General features: G+C 69.1%; 14 protein-coding genes. 13 read left to right on the top strand and 1 reads right to left on the bottom strand.

The features are described from left to right. Nucleotides 1-7: 7 nt before the first annotated feature. The 11 genes from queE to ACN6PJ_RS01265 all read left to right on the top strand — a co-directional run bounded on the left by queE (nt 8) and on the right by ACN6PJ_RS01265 (nt 11,140). Nucleotides 8-640 carry a 7-carboxy-7-deazaguanine synthase gene (gene queE / locus ACN6PJ_RS01315; RefSeq protein ID WP_427994087.1) on the top strand — a complete coding sequence of 211 codons (633 nt, stop codon included), beginning with the start codon at nt 8-10 and terminating at the stop codon, nt 638-640. Nucleotides 641-668: 28 nt separating this feature from the next. Further along, nucleotides 669-1,112 carry a 6-carboxytetrahydropterin synthase QueD gene (queD, locus tag ACN6PJ_RS01310; RefSeq protein ID WP_129528064.1) on the top strand — a complete coding sequence of 148 codons (444 nt, stop codon included), beginning with the start codon at nt 669-671 and terminating at the stop codon, nt 1,110-1,112. A gap of 187 nt (nt 1,113-1,299) precedes the next feature. Next, nucleotides 1,300-1,776 (top strand): MarR family winged helix-turn-helix transcriptional regulator, encoded by a 477-nt coding sequence (locus ACN6PJ_RS01305; RefSeq protein WP_427994086.1) that lies wholly within the window; start codon nt 1,300-1,302, stop codon nt 1,774-1,776. Beyond that, nucleotides 1,773-3,824, top strand: a complete 2,052-nt coding sequence (locus ACN6PJ_RS01300; protein ID WP_427994085.1) for an FUSC family protein — start codon at nt 1,773-1,775, stop codon at nt 3,822-3,824. Before ACN6PJ_RS01305 ends, ACN6PJ_RS01300 begins: the two co-directional genes overlap by 4 nt. Next, complete coding sequence (locus ACN6PJ_RS01295; protein WP_043548020.1) at nt 3,821-4,033, top strand: DUF1656 domain-containing protein; 213 nt, start codon at nt 3,821-3,823, stop codon at nt 4,031-4,033. The genes ACN6PJ_RS01300 and ACN6PJ_RS01295 overlap by 4 nt, the downstream gene beginning before the upstream one ends. 2 nt (nt 4,034-4,035) lie before the next feature. Then, nucleotides 4,036-4,950, top strand: a complete 915-nt coding sequence (locus ACN6PJ_RS01290) for an efflux RND transporter periplasmic adaptor subunit (protein WP_427994084.1) — start codon at nt 4,036-4,038, stop codon at nt 4,948-4,950. 52 nt (nt 4,951-5,002) lie between these two features. Further along, nucleotides 5,003-6,424: an efflux transporter outer membrane subunit gene (locus ACN6PJ_RS01285; RefSeq protein WP_427994083.1), complete on the top strand. Its 1,422-nt coding sequence runs from the start codon at nt 5,003-5,005 to the stop codon at nt 6,422-6,424. A 316-nt stretch (nt 6,425-6,740) separates the two neighbouring features. Continuing rightward, nucleotides 6,741-7,583 carry a hypothetical protein gene (locus tag ACN6PJ_RS01280; protein WP_427994082.1) on the top strand — a complete coding sequence of 281 codons (843 nt, stop codon included), beginning with the start codon at nt 6,741-6,743 and terminating at the stop codon, nt 7,581-7,583. A gap of 6 nt (nt 7,584-7,589) precedes the next feature. Beyond that, complete coding sequence (locus ACN6PJ_RS01275) at nt 7,590-9,323, top strand: thiamine pyrophosphate-binding protein (protein WP_427994081.1); 1,734 nt, start codon at nt 7,590-7,592, stop codon at nt 9,321-9,323. Nucleotides 9,324-9,366: 43 nt separating this feature from the next. Next, nucleotides 9,367-10,344, top strand: a complete 978-nt coding sequence (locus ACN6PJ_RS01270; protein WP_427994080.1) for a Bug family tripartite tricarboxylate transporter substrate binding protein — start codon at nt 9,367-9,369, stop codon at nt 10,342-10,344. A gap of 1 nt (nt 10,345) precedes the next feature. Continuing rightward, a complete protein-coding gene (locus ACN6PJ_RS01265; protein ID WP_427994079.1) occupies nt 10,346-11,140 on the top strand; it encodes an SDR family NAD(P)-dependent oxidoreductase in 795 nt (264 codons plus the stop codon). Between the two features lie 16 nt (nt 11,141-11,156). On the opposite strand, the gene ACN6PJ_RS01260 is transcribed toward ACN6PJ_RS01265, so the two are convergent. Beyond that, on the bottom strand, nt 11,157-11,966 hold the full coding sequence (locus tag ACN6PJ_RS01260) for an IclR family transcriptional regulator (protein ID WP_427994078.1): 810 nt from the start codon (nt 11,964-11,966) through the stop codon (nt 11,157-11,159). 206 nt (nt 11,967-12,172) lie between these two features. Here ACN6PJ_RS01260 and ACN6PJ_RS01255 point away from each other — a divergent pair, with 206 nt between their 5' ends. Beyond that, nucleotides 12,173-13,357 (top strand): ABC transporter substrate-binding protein, encoded by a 1,185-nt coding sequence (locus tag ACN6PJ_RS01255; protein ID WP_427994077.1) that lies wholly within the window; start codon nt 12,173-12,175, stop codon nt 13,355-13,357. A gap of 2 nt (nt 13,358-13,359) precedes the next feature. Beyond that, nucleotides 13,360-14,388: a branched-chain amino acid ABC transporter permease gene (locus ACN6PJ_RS01250; protein ID WP_427994076.1), complete on the top strand. Its 1,029-nt coding sequence runs from the start codon at nt 13,360-13,362 to the stop codon at nt 14,386-14,388. The last annotated feature ends 16 nt before the right edge of the window (nt 14,389-14,404 follow it).

Genomic DNA, 14,404 nt, shown 5'->3' with positions numbered 1-14,404 from the left:
ACCACTCATGACTTATTCCGCCAAAGAAATCTTCAAGACGCTGCAAGGCGAAGGCGCCCATGCGGGCCGCGCGGCGGTATTCTGCCGGTTTGCAGGCTGCAACCTGTGGACGGGACGCGAAAGCGACCGCGCCAGCGCCGCCTGTACCTTCTGCGATACCGACTTCGTCGGCACCGATGGCGAAGGCGGCGGCAAATTCGCCACGCCCGAACTGCTGGCCGACGCCATCGCTGCCTGCTGGGGCCCCGGCGCCGAAGACCGCTACGTGGTCTTCACCGGCGGCGAACCCCTGCTGCAACTGGACGCGCCGCTGCTCACGGCCATCCACGCCCGCGGCTTCACCGTGGCCATCGAAACCAACGGCACCATCAAGCCGCCCGCCGGCATCGACTGGATCTGCGTCAGCCCCAAGGGCACCGCCCCCGTCGTGCTGGAACGCGGCGACGAGCTCAAGCTCGTGTACCCGCAGGCCAATGCGCTGCCGGAAGCCTTCTCCCACCTGGATTTCGACCATTTTTTCCTGCAACCCATGGACGGCCCCGCGCGCGCGGCCAATACCGAACAAGCCGTCCAGTACTGCATGCAGCACCCGCAATGGCGGCTCAGCCTGCAGACCCACAAATACATAGGCATTCCATGATTTACCCTCGTCCCCTGCGGAGCGCGCCATGATTTCCGTGACCCGCAGGCTGGAGTTCGACGCCGGCCACCGCATTCCCGACCATCGCAGCCAGTGCCGCAACCTGCACGGCCACCGCTATGTGCTGGAAATCACCCTGACCGGCGACATCGTGCAGGCCCCGGGCGAGTCCGACAACGGCATGTTGATGGACTTCTCCGAAATCAAGCAGATCGCCAAGGCCCACGTCGTGGACGTCTGGGATCACGCCTTCCTGGTCTACGAGGGCGACGCCGCCGTGCGCGCCTTCCTGGACACCCTGCCCGGCCACAAGACGGTGGTGCTGGACCGCATCCCCACGGCCGAGAACCTGGCCGCCATCGTCTTCGGCATCCTGGCGCCCCACTATCACGGCCACTATGGCGCCGAACTGCGCCTGACCCGCGTGCGCCTGTACGAAACGCCCAACTGCTGGGCGGACTGCAACGGCTGACCGCCGGGGCGCGCCCGCCGCGCCCGCGCCGCGCCCGGGGCGCTGGAATCCGGGCATCTCCTCCCGCGTTGCGCCGGCTTTCCATCCATGGAAAGCCCGTTCCCTATTTTTCCGATTGAGAAAATCAATGGAGATATTCGCCATTTTCAATTATTAGTAAGCTAATAGATAGGATACAATCTATTCCATGAACACGCCCTCCGACTCCCAACTCATGGCCACCACCGCCAACCTGATGGTGCTGTCGCGCGCCTATCGCGGCGCCGCCGACAAGGCGCTGGCCGACTACGGCCTTTCCCAGGCCACGGCCTGGCCCGTCATCCTGGCCGGGCGCCTGGGAGACGGGGTCCGCCAAGGCGCCCTGGCCGAAGCGCTGGGGGTCGAGGGCCCCTCGCTCGTCCGGGTGCTGGACCAATTGGTCGCCGCCGGCCTGATGGAACGCCGCGAGGATCCGCACGACCGCCGCGCCAAGACCCTGCACCTGACCGACGCCGGCCACGCGCTGCGCGCCCAGGTCGAGGAAGTGCTGGTCGAGTTGCGCCGCCGCCTGTTCCGGGGCATCAGCGACTCGGATCTGGAAGCCTGCCAGCGCGTCTTCGAAACGCTGAAGGTCTCGCTGGGCCGCAGCGGCGCCGGCGCGCAGCAACAGGACGAGCAGCCGTGAAACTCCCGAACGTCCGCGAAACCATCTTCTCGCTGAAGAGCTACCTGAGCGCCATCACGGCGCTCTACCTGGCCTACAGCATCGGTTTGCCGCGTCCGTTCTGGGCCATGACCACCGCCTATGTCGTCGCCCAGCCCTGGTCGGGCGCGGTGCGCTCCAAGGCGCTGTACCGCCTGACGGGCACCTTCTTCGGCTCGGCCGCCACGGTCTACATGGTGCCGCGCCTGTCGAATTCGCCGGTCGTGATGACCGCCGCCATGGTGCTGTGGGTGGGCGCCTGCCTGTACCTGTCCGTGCTGGACCGCACGCCGCGTTCGTATCTGTTCATGCTGGCGGGCTACACCGCCGCGATGATCGGCTTTCCCAGCGTGACGGACCCCTCCCTGGTATTCGACACCGCCCTCGCGCGCGTCGAGGAAATCAGTCTGGGCATCGTCTGCGCCACGCTGATCCACAGCATCGTGCTGCCGCGCGGCCTGGCGCCCGCGCTGACGCTGCAGCTGGACAAGGCGGTGCGCGACGCCCGCAACTGGATGCACGACACACTCAGCGGCCAGACCACCGAACAGAAAGACCGCGACCGCCGCGTGCTGGCCAACGACATCACCCAATTGCGCCTGCTGTCCACGCACGTGCCTTTCGACACCAGCAACCTGCGCTGGACCTCGGGCGCCGTGCGCGCCATGCAGGACCAGATCGCGGCCCTGACGCCCGCCGTCTCCGCCGTGGAGGATCGCATGCGCGCCCTGCAGGCCGACGGCCAGCCGCTGCCGGAAGCGGTGTCGGCGCTGCTGAACGACATTTCCGAATGGATCAATGCGGGCGCGCAGGCCACGCATGAGGCCGCCGTGCACCTGCGCGCCGCGGTCACCCGGCTGACGCCTTCCATCGACAGCCGCTCCTCCTGGCGCGACGCGCTGCTGGCCAGCCTGATGACGCGCCTGCGCGAACTGATCGACACCTACGACGAATGCCTGGCCCTGCGCCGTGAAATCCGCGCCGGCCTGCAGGGCGCGCCGCTGCGTTCGCCCCGCTCCAAGCGCGCCCCCAAGACGCAGCTGCACCGCGACCGGGGCATGGCGCTGCTGTCGGCGCTGGCCGCCGGCGTGGCCATTTCGGTCTGCTGCGCCTTCTGGATCGGGACAGCCTGGAGCAACGGCGCCACCGCCGCGCTCATGGCCGCCATCTTCAGCTGCTTCTTCGCCTCGCAGGACAACCCCGTGCCCGGCATCATGCAGTTCCTGACCTACACGGTCTATTCGATCCCGCTGTCCGCGCTCTACCTGCTGGGCATCATGCCCGCCATCCACTCGTTCGAGATGCTGGCCCTGGCGATGCTGCCCACCGCCTTCGTGCTGGGCATCTTCATCGCCCGGCCCGCCACCGCCGGCAAGGCGATGGCCATGCTGTTCGGTTTCCTGGGCACGATGGCCCTGCAAGACACCAACACGGCCGACATCGTGTCCTTCATCGATACGCAGGTCGCGCAGTGCATGGGGGTGGCCACCGCGGCCATCATCGCCGCCATCTTCCGCACCGTCAGCGCCGACTGGAGCGCCCGCCGCATCCAGGCCGCCAACTGGAAGGAGCTGGAAACGCTGGCGAGCTCCCCGCGCGCGCCGTCGCGCCACACCTATGCCGCCCGCATGCTGGACCGCATCGGCCTGCTGCAGCCGCGCCTGGCGCTGGCCAAGCGCCCGGACGACGTCGTGGCCGCCGACGCGCTGAAGGATCTGCGCGTGGGCCGCGACATCACTGAACTGCAACGGGCGCGGCGCCACCTGCCCATGGCCGAAGCGACCATCAAACCGGTGCTCGACAGCCTGGCGGACTTTTTCCACGCCCGCTCCGCGTGGCAAGCCGGAAAGAAGACGCCCGAGTTTCTCGCGCAGATCGACCGCGCGCTGTCCAGCGTCGCCGCCACGCCGCAAGGCGCCGCCGCGCGCGACCGCGCGGTGGTGGCGCTGGTGGGCATCCGCCGCGCCTTCTTCCCCGACGCGCCCGGCTATCAACCCGCCCACCCCTCGCTGGAGGGCCAGACATCATGATCGGCGAATTCAATCTTTACGGCATTTACTTCCCCTGGCTGCTGGTGCTGGGCGTGGTCACCCTGGGCGTCGCCTGGGCGGTGCGCCGCGTGCTGGCCCGCGCCGGGCTGTACCGCCTGGTGTGGCACCCCGCGCTGTTCGATCTCGCGCTGTTCGTGGTGCTGCTGTATGGCGTATCGCTCATTTCCCCGCATTTTCTCCAGAGATAGGTATGAAACTCCCCCACGCCCTGCGCCCTGCCGCCATCGGCAAATTTGCAGTGACAGCCGCCGTCGTCGCCGCGGCCGTCTACGCCGGCTGGCAGCTCTGGGTGCACTATGAAGTCGAACCCTGGACGCGCGACGGCCGCGTCAAGGCCTACGTGGTGCAGGTCGCGCCCGACGTCTCCGGCCTGGTGACCAGCGTGCCCGTGCACGACAACCAGGACGTGAAGGCCGGCGACGTGCTTTTCGAAATCGACCGCGCGCGCTTCCAGCTGGCCTACGACCAGGCCCAGGCCTCGGTGCGTTCGCAGCAGGTGGCGCGCGACCAGGCGGTGCGCGACGCCAAGCGCAACCGCTCGCTGGGCCAATTGGTGGCCGCCGAGGCCCTGGAACAGAGCCAGACGCGCCTGCAACAGACCGAAGCCGCGCTGGCTCAAGCGGAAGTGCAGCTCAATACGGCGCGCCTGAACCTGGAGCGCAGCCGCGTGGTGGCCGCCAATGACGGCCGGGTCACCAACCTGGACCTGCGCGCGGGCTCGTACGCCACCGCCGGCCGCGGCGTCATGGCGCTGGTGGACTCCGGTTCCTTCTACGTGGAAGGCTACTTCGAGGAAACCAAGCTGCCGGGCATCCACGAAGGCGATCCGGTCACCGTGACGCTGATGGGCGACTCGCGCCGCATCAGCGGCCACGTGGAGAGCATCGCCCTTGGCATCGCCGACCGCGACCGCAGCACCGGCGCGAACCTGCTGCCGAACGTGAACCCGACCTTCAACTGGGTCCGCCTGGCGCAGCGCATCCCGGTGCGCGTGCAGATCGACGACGTGCCCCAGGGAGTGCGCCTGGTGGCCGGCCAGACCGCCACCGTGTCGGTGGACCCCAAGCCCGCCCAGGCGCCGGCCGATGGCCGCCTGCCGTCCTGAAACCCTTTTCCCGCCTCAATAACCTTTTTATCGACGATTAGCCGCAACTGCCATGAAGACCAGAAACCTCCTGCCGCTGATGCTGGCCCTTGCGCTGGCCGGATGCACCACCGTGGGCCCTGACTACCAGGTGCCCGCGGACTCGGTGGCCGAGCGGCAGAGCGCGCAGGCGCCGTTCGCGCAAGCGCAGGAAAAGGTATTCCAGCAGGATGCGGTGCCTGGCCGCTGGTGGCGCCTGTATAACGATCCCGTGCTGGACGGGCTGGTCGAAAAGGCCCTGTCGGCCAACACCGACCTGCGCGTGGCCAGCGCCAACCTCGAACGCGCGCAGGCCGCCTTGCGCGAAACGCAGGCGCAGCAGCAGCCCGGCATCGGCGTCAACGCCTCGCCCACCTTCGGCCACGTTTCCGGCCTGCAGGAGTTGCAGCCCGGCATCGATCCGCCTAACCGCTGGTCCTATTCCGCGGGAGCCAGCGTGTCGTATCAGCTCGACCTGTTCGGCCAGATCCGCCGCGCCGTGGAGGCGTCCACGGGCGACGCGCAGGCCGCGCAGGCCGCCTACGACGCCACCCGCGTCACCGTGGCGGCCGAAACGGCCCGCGCCTACGCCAACATCTGCTCGGCCGGCATGCAACTGGCCTCCGCCCGGCATTCGGTGCAGGTGCAGAAGGAATCGCTGGACGCGGTGGAACGGCTGCAGCGCGCCGGGCGCGGCACCGCGCTGGACGTGACGCGCGCCCGCAGCCAGCTTGAGCAGCTGCAGGCCAACCTGCCGCCCTTCCAGGCCCAGCAACGCACCGCGCTGTACCGGCTGGCGGCGCTGACCGGCCAGACGCCCGCCGAAGTCACGCCCGCGCTGCTGCAATGCGCCGCGCCTCCCCGCCTGGCCGAAACGATTCCGGTCGGGGACGGCGCCGCCCTGCTGCGCCGCCGCCCGGACATCCGCCAGGCCGAACGCACGCTGGCCGCCGCCACCGCCCGCATCGGCGTCGCCACCGCGGATCTCTATCCGAAGATCACGCTGGGCCTGTCGGCGGCCTCGGGCGGCCCCGCCGCCATGTTCGGCGATCGCGGCACCTTCAGCTGGAGCGTCGGCCCCCTGATTTCCTGGACGGTTCCCAATACCGGCGCCGCGCAGGCCCGCATCGCGCAGGCGCAGGCCAACACCAAGGCCGCGGCGGCGCGTTTCGACGCGACGGTGCTGAACGCCTTGCGCGAAACGGAAAGCGCGCTGGTGGTCTACGCCCGCCAGCTGGACCGCGAAGCCGCCCTGCGCGCCGCGCGCGACCAGAGCGCCCAGGCCGCCGCCCAGGCCAGCCAGCTGTTCAAGTACGGCAAGACCGACTACCTGACCGTGCTGGACGCCGAGCGCACGCTCGCCACCAACGAAAGCGCGCTGGCGGCCTCGCAGGCCGAACTCAGCAGCGACCAGATCGCGCTGTTCCTGGCGCTGGGCGGCGGCTGGGAAAAGTAGGCGCACGCAGTAGGCGCACGCAGTCGGCGCACGCAGTCGGCCCGCGCCCCACGCATCCGATCGAACCCAAGCGTTTCCCTACCGCGGGCGGCCTCGTGCCGCCCGCTCTCCTGTCTTCCTTCCCCCTCGCGCAAGCACGCCGCGACGCCAGGCCCCGCTCTTCCAATTCACTTCCACAATATGGATCAAATGTTGATCCGCCGAAATTCCGGCCGGTAGAATCGTTTCGTGCGAATGATTCGACAGCCAGCGCAGCGATGCGCAACGATGGCGCTCGTTCATCCCCGGGGCTCAACAGGATCAACATATCCATAATATGGAATATCAACCAAGCTCGGTCACCGCGCGCATTCTGGACAGCATCACCAAGCTCACGCCGGCAGATGCGGGCCGGGTGGTGATCGCCGGATCTCACGGCGGCGGCTACGCCGCGTATTGCGCGGCGCGCGGGCAAGTCCGCGCCGTCGTGCTCAACGATGCCGGCATCGGCTGGCAACAGGCCGGCATCGCCGGGCTCGCCGACCTGGAGCGCTGGGGCATCGCCGCCGCCACCGCGGACTTCCGCAGTTGCCGGATCGGCGACGGCGCCGACATGGTCTGGCATGGCCTGATCAGCCACGTCAACGGGTTGGCGTCCGCGCTGCGATGCCGGCCCGGCATGCCCGTGGCGCAGGCCGCCCGGCTGCTGGAGAACGCCGTGCCGCCGCGCGCGGTTCCCGACGCCAGGAGCGAATCGCGCATCGTATTGCGGGCGGCCCCCGACGGCTCGCCATGGGTGGTGGGCGCCGATTCCGTCTCGCTGCTGCGCCCGGAAGACGAGGGCCTGATCGCGGTCACGGCCTCCCATGGCGAAGCCCTGGCCACCCTGGGAACGGATGGCGTGGGCCCGGCCCTGAGGCTGGTCACCTTTAACGACGCCGGCATCGGCAAGGACGGCGCCGGCACGGGCCGCCTGCCCATGCTGCAGCGGCGCGGCATCGCGGCGCTGACCGTCGCGGCCGGGAGCGCGCGCATCGGAGACGCCCGCTCCTGCCACGACGAGGGCGTGATCTCGCGCGCCAACGGCCTGGCCCTCGAACTCGGCTGCCGTCCCGGCACGCCCCTGAAAACCGCTATCGATGCCCTGCTTGCAACGCAGGGCACGCTTACTAGGAGCTAGACCCGCATGTCGGAAAAACTGGAAATCACGGGCGGCGAAGCCATCGCGCGCATGTTCGCGGCGCACGACGTAGGCCTGATGTTCGGCATGGGCGGCTTCCAGCTGCTGCCGTTCTACGACGCCGCGCGCCGCCTGAAGCTGAACCACAATCTGATCAACGACGAACGCTGCGCGGTCTTCGCCGCCGACGCCTACACCAAGGTCAGCGGCCGCCCGGGCGTGTGCGACGCCACCTTGGGGCCGGGCGCGACCAATCTGGTCACCGGGCTGGCGGAGGCCTATAACGCGGGCACGGCGATGGTTGCCCTGGTGGGAGATTCGCACCGCATGCACTCATGGAAGAACATGACGCAGGAAGCGCGCCAGCTGGAAGTGTTGCGCCCCGTCGTCAAGGACGTGCTGCGCGTCGAGAAGATCGAGCGCATCCCGGAACTGGTGCGCCGCGCGTTCGCGATCGCGACCAGCGGCCGGCCCGGTCCCGTGGTGCTGGACGTGCCCGAGGACATCGCGCACGACGTCCACGCCTTCGACGCGGACGCGTTCCACTCCAGCGCCAACTATCGGCGGGCGCCCGCGCTGCGCTGCCGGCCGGCAGGCGACGATCTGGAGCAGGCCGCCAGCATGCTGGCCAACGCTTCCCGCCCCCTGATGCTGTGCGGCGGCGGCGTGCACATCAGCGATGCCGCCGGCACCGTGCAGGCATTCGCCCGCCGCTTCGGCATTCCCGTGGCGCACACCATGAGCGGCAAGGGCGCGGTCGCCTGCAGCGACCCCTTGAACGCCGGCCTGTTCGGCCGCTATAGCCGCATCGCCAACGCGCTGATCGCCAAGTCCGACTGCCTGTTCGTGGTCGGCTGCAAGCTGGGCGAGGTCGCCACGCGCCGCTACGACCTGCTGCCCGCCGGCACGCCCATCATCCACCTGGACATCGTGGCCGAGGAGTTCGACCGCACCGCCACCCCCACGCTGCGGCTGTGGGGGGATGCGCAGGCCACGCTGCAGGACCTGGGCGAACGCATCGCGGCCCAGGCCGGCGGCGCCCCGACGGGCCGCGAGGACTATCTTGCCGAAGTCGAGCAGGCCATGCATGCGTGGCGCGAATCCGTGCAAGGCAAGCTCACCGCCTCCGAAACGCCCATCGGCATGGCGCGCCTGATGCACGAAATCAACGCAACGCTGCCCGAAGACGGCATCCTGGTGGCCGACGGCGGTTTCGCGGCGCATTGGGGCGGCCTGCTCTTCGATACCAAGCGCGCCGGGCGCGGCTTCGTGCCCGACCGCGGCTTCGCGTCGATCGGCTACGGCATCCCGGGCGCCATCGGCGCGGCCGCCGCCGCGCCGGGCCGCCAGGTCGTCAGCCTGACCGGGGACGGCGGCTGCAACATGTCCCTGGGCGAACTGGAAACCGCCGTGCGCATGGGCCTGGCGTTCACGCTCATCGTCGTCAACAACGCCGCTTCCGGATACATCAAGGCCCTGCAGCACCTGATGTACGGCAGCGGAAGCTACCAGTCCTCCGATCTTGCGGAAACCAACTACGCCAACGTGGCCCGCGCGCTGGGCTGCAACGGCATCCGCGTGGAAGACCCCGCCGACATCCAGGCCGCGCTGCGCGCCGCCTATGCCTGCAAGGACCGCCCGACCATTCTGGACGTGGTGGTGACGCGCGATCCCGCGCACATGCTTCCCGGCGTGGACAGCCGGGCGGCAAAGATCAAGCCGGGCGACCGCATCGCCTGACGAGAACGCCAAAACGACAATACCTGAGCGAGGAGACAACATCATGAAGATCCGCAATTGGCTGACCCTGGCCGCGGCCGTCCTGGCTGTGTCCGTGGCGGGAACCGCGGCGGCGCAGGGCGGCTACCCCGACCGCCCCATCCGCCTGATCGTGCCCTTCCCGCCCGGCGGGACCTCCGACGTGGTGGGCCGCATCTTTGCCGAAGCGCTGGCCAAGCAGATCGGCCAGGCCGTGGTGGTCGAAAACCGCGGCGGCGCGGGCGGCACGGTGGGCACCCGGGCGGTGGCGTCGGCCCCGGCCGACGGCTACACCCTGCTGCTGGGCACCTCCAGCACCAACGGCACCAACTCGGCCGTGTACAAGAACCTGCCCTACGACGCCGTGAAGGACTTCACGCCGGTTACGCAGATCATCCGCGTGCCCGGCGTGATCGTCGTGAACAAGAACTTTCCCGCCCAGGACTATGCCTCCTTCGTCGCGCTGATCAAGGGCGCGCCCGGCAAGTACTCCTATGCATCGTCGGGCAACGGCGGCGCGACGCACATGGCCATGGAATACTACAAATCGCTGTCCGGCCTGGACATGATGCACGTGCCCTACCGGGGCACCGGCCCCGCGCTGAACGACGTCATCGCCGGCCAGGTGCCGATTCTGTGGGACACGGCGGCATCGTCCATGGCCCACATCCAGTCCGGCAGCCTGCGGCCCATCGTCGTGGCCGCCAAGACGCGGCTGGCGCAATTGCCCGACGTGCCGACGTTCGCGGAAGCCGGCCTGCCCGACTACGACGCCGAAATGTGGAACGGCCTTTTGGCGCCCGCCGGCCTGCCCGCCGACGTGCTCGCCAAGCTGAGCGACGCCTCGCGCAAGGCGCTGGCGTCCCCCGACGTGCAGGCCAAGTATGCCGGCGTCGGCGCCTACGTGGTGGCGGACACGCCCGCCGAGTTCAAGGCGATGATCCAGGCCGACGTGGCCAAATGGAAGAAGGTCGCGCAGTTCGCGCACATTTCGGTGGACTAGCATGGGCGAGCGTCTAAAGGGCAAGATCGCGCTGGTCTTCGGCGCCGGCTCCTCCGGGCCGGGCTGGGGCAACGGCAAGGCCGCGTCCGCGCTGTATGCGCGCGAAGGGGCGCGGGTGTTCGCCGTGGACCTGCGCGCGGAAGCGGCCCGGGAAACCCAGCGTGTCATCGAAGAGGAAGGCGGGCAATGCGCCGCGCTGGCCGCCGACGTGACCGATTCGGCCCAGATTCAGGGCGTGGTGGAAGCGGTACTGGCCGCGGCCGGCCGTATCGACGTGCTGCACAACAACGTGGGCATCACCGAGATGGGCGACCCCATAGAAGCCAGCGAGGAAAGCTGGCGCCGCGTGATCGACACCAACCTGACCAGCGTCTTCCTGACCTGCAAGCACGTGCTGCCGGCCATGCTGGCCCAGGGCGCGGGCAGCATCGTGAACATCTCGTCGCTGGCGTCGATCCAGGTCAACACCTATCCCTACACGTCCTACTACGCCGCCAAGGCCGGCTTGAACCACCTGACCCGCTCGCTTGCCGTGCGCTATGCGCCCCACAACATCCGGGTCAACGCGGTGCTGCCGGGCGTTATCGACACGCCCTTGATCTACACCCAGATCGCGGGCCAGTTCGAGGACGTGGAGGAAATGCGCCGGCGGCGCAACGCGGCCAGCCCCATGGGCCGGATGGGAGACGCCTGGGACGTGGCGCACGCCGCCCTGTTCCTGGCCAGCGACGAAGCCAAATACATCACCGGCGTGTGCCTGCCGGTCGATGGCGGCAAAGCCTGCGCGGGGCGCTGAGCCGTCCCGGCGTCCCTCAGGGGCGCGGCGCCAGGTCGGCCGCCAGATCGGCCGCGGCGCGCTGCAGGGCCGACACCACTTCCTGCAGCCGGGCGCCGGACAATCGCGACCGGATCGCCGCCACGCTCAGCGCGGCCACCACGTGCTGCTCGCGGTCGAATACCGGCACGCCCACGCCCAGCATGTCGGGAATGATGCGGCCGGGATTCAGCGCATAGCCGTTCTTGCGGGCCGCGGCGATGTCCGCCCGCAGCAGATCGGTGGACGGCAGATCCGGCGCGGCGGAGGCGTCGTAGCGCGCCAGCACGCGCTCGATGTCGTCGTTGGGGAGGAAAGCCAGCAGCGCCAGGCTGCCCGCGCCCACGCCCAGCGGACGACGATGCCCGACCTCGAGCGTCAGGATCTTGATCGGGAAATCGCCCGTCTGCCGGTCGACGCAAACGGCTTCGTGGCCGGAGCGCACGGAGAGGAAGCTGGTGTCGCCCGTCGACTGGGCCAGGCGCAGCACGGCGGATTCGGCGATGGCCTTGATACCGTGCCGGCTTTCCGCCGCCAGGCCCAGAATGTAGGACTCGCGGCCCAGGCTGTAGGTCTTTAGCTTCGGGTTCAGCGACAGGAAGCCTTCCTGCAGCAGCGCGGCGAGCATACGGTGCGCCGTGGGCGGCGTCAGGCCAAGGTCCCGCACCACGTCGGTCAGGCCGACCCCTCGCGCGGGCGCGGCCCCCACGTATTTCAGGATGCGCAGCACGCGGAAGATGCTTTGCGCGCCGCCCACGGCGTCTGCGTGGCGGGACGGAATGGAGGCGGAGGTTTTGGCGGCGCTCATGAGGTGGACATGGTAGCCGCAAAAGCCGGGGTCCGGCGCCAAACCGACCCTGTCCGATAACGGCTAGCTGAGGAAAACCCCGACTCCGCGGGGCCGCGCTTTGTATCGCGGGATACATCCCCGCCACCGCGCCCCTGCCAGACTAGCTTCCACCCAGACCCGTGCCGCCCGCCGGCATCCTGTCTTGTCCTCTTCGGGAGCTATTGATGAGCAGAATCAACTCTTTGCTGGCCGGCCTCGCATGCGCCGGCTTCTTGCTGGCACCCGCCGCGCAGGCCGACGACCGTCCGGAATTGCGCATCGGCGTGGTCAGCTCGGTCACCGGCGGCGCCTCGGCCATCGCCACCGGCGCAGTGGCTGCCATCAATCTGCTGGAAGCGCGCACGGCGGCCGACGCCACCCTGCCGTTCCGCGTCAACTTCGTCAAATATGACGATGGCTCCGATCCGGCGCGGGCCGTCAACGCGACGCGCAAACTGATCCAGGAAGACCGGGTGCATCTCGTCGTCTGCTGCACCACCACGCCCGCCTCGCTGGCCGTGAACAAGGTGATCGAGGAAGAGCGCGTGCCCAACCTGTCGCTGGCCTCGGCGGCCTCGGTGATCGAGCCTGCGGATGCGCACCGGTTTACGTTCAAGACGCCGGTGACCGACCGCCTGATGATCGACCACACCGTCGACTACCTGCTCAAGCGGGGTTGGAAGCAGGTGGCCTTCATGGGCCTGGAGGACTCGTACGGCGAAGGCGGCTGGGTGGAATTCAGCCAGATCGCCAAGCGCAAAGGCCTGGAAATCGTCGCTGCCGAGCGCTTCTCGCGCGGCGACACCAACTTCACGCCGCAGGCGCTGCGCGTCGCGCAGAAGAAGCCCGACGCGGTCTACTTCCACGCCATCCCGCCCTCGTCCGCGCTCGCGACCGAGACGCTGCGCCGCGTCGGCTACAAAGGACCGGTCCTGCACGGCGCCGGCTCCGCCACGCCGGCCTTCATCGCCGTCGGCAAGAAGGCGGTCGAAGGCGCCATCGTCGGCACCTCCGCGCTGACGGTGTATCGGCAACTGCCCGACGACCACCCGCTGAAGTCCGTCATCGCCGGCTTCATCCAGGCCTATGACGGCAAGTACGGCGCGGGCAAGACCGATATGTTCGCCGCCCAGGCCTACGATACGGTGCAGATCCCGCTGCTGGCCTACCGGCAGGTGGTGGCCGACGGCAAGGCCGGCGACCTGGTCCAGGCGCGGCTTGCGTTGCGCGACGCCATCGAGGCCACCCGCGATTACCGCGGCGTGAACGGTTTCTTCAGCTACAGCCCCGGCGACCACCTGGGACTGGACCGCCGCAGCACCTTCCTGGTGACGGTCAAGGACGGCAAGTTCGAGCTGCTGGGTGAGTAGGAATGGACCTCACCACTACCCTGTTCCTGGCCACTGATGGCCTGACCAACGGCGCCGTGTATACGCTGGTGGGCCTGAGCCTGGTGCTGGTCTACACCACCACGCGCGTAGTCAACATCGCGCAAGGCGAATACGTGACCTTCGGCGCGCTGACGCTGGCCAGTTTCATCGAGGGCACGCTCGCCCCCGTGGTCTACGTGGTGGGCGCCGGCGGCGCGGCCTGCCTGTTGCTGGATCTGCTGCGGGCCCGCGCCGACGGCCGTTCGCCGCTGCGGCCGCTCGCGGCCTATGCCGCGGCGGGCGCCTTGCTCGCCGCCCTGGCCGCGCTGGCCTGGCGCGTGCCCTCGCCCGCCTTGCAAATGCTGGCGGCGCTGGCGCTGGTCGCGTCGCTGGGGCCCATCGTCTACCGCCTGACCGTCGAGCCCAATCCCGGCAATTCCACCGTCGTGCTGGTGATCATCGGGGTCGGCGTGTCGATGATCATGCATCCGCTGGCCCTGCTGCTGTGGGGCGCCGACCCGCGCGCCGTGCCGCCCATCAGTGAGGCGCGCCTGGAACTGGCCGGCGTGGACATCGCGGCGCAATCGCTCTTCATCATGGCGTTCTCGCTCCTGGCCGCCCTGGGACTGTACCTGTTCTTCCGCTGCACACTGACCGGCAAGGCCCTGCGCGCGGCGTCCGTCAACCGGGAGGGCGCCCAGTACTGCGGCATCCCCGTGGTGATGGCGGGCCGGCTGAGCTACTTCCTCGCCGCCGCGCTGTCCGGCGCCAGCGGCATGCTGCTGGCGCCGCTGGTGACGGCGCACTACGAAATGGGCTTCGTCGTCGGGCTCAAGGGGTTCGTGGGCGCCGCGATGGGCGGGCTGGTGAACTACCCGCTGTCCGTCGCCGGCGTCTTCATCGTGGGCGTGCTGGAGTCTTTCGCTTCCTTTCTCAGCAGTTCCTACCGCGACGCGCTGGTGTTCGCGATGGTGATTCCCATCCTGCTCTGGCGCAACAGCCGCGCCGACGCCGACCTGGACGAACATTGAAAACGCTTCCGCGCCC

The sequence above is a fragment of the Achromobacter sp. genome (assembly GCF_050285585.1).
GTDB lineage: Bacteria > Pseudomonadota > Gammaproteobacteria > Burkholderiales > Burkholderiaceae_B > Achromobacter.
Note: the sequence above shows the minus strand (reverse complement) of the source record. Positions and strands in the feature narration are given on the sequence as shown.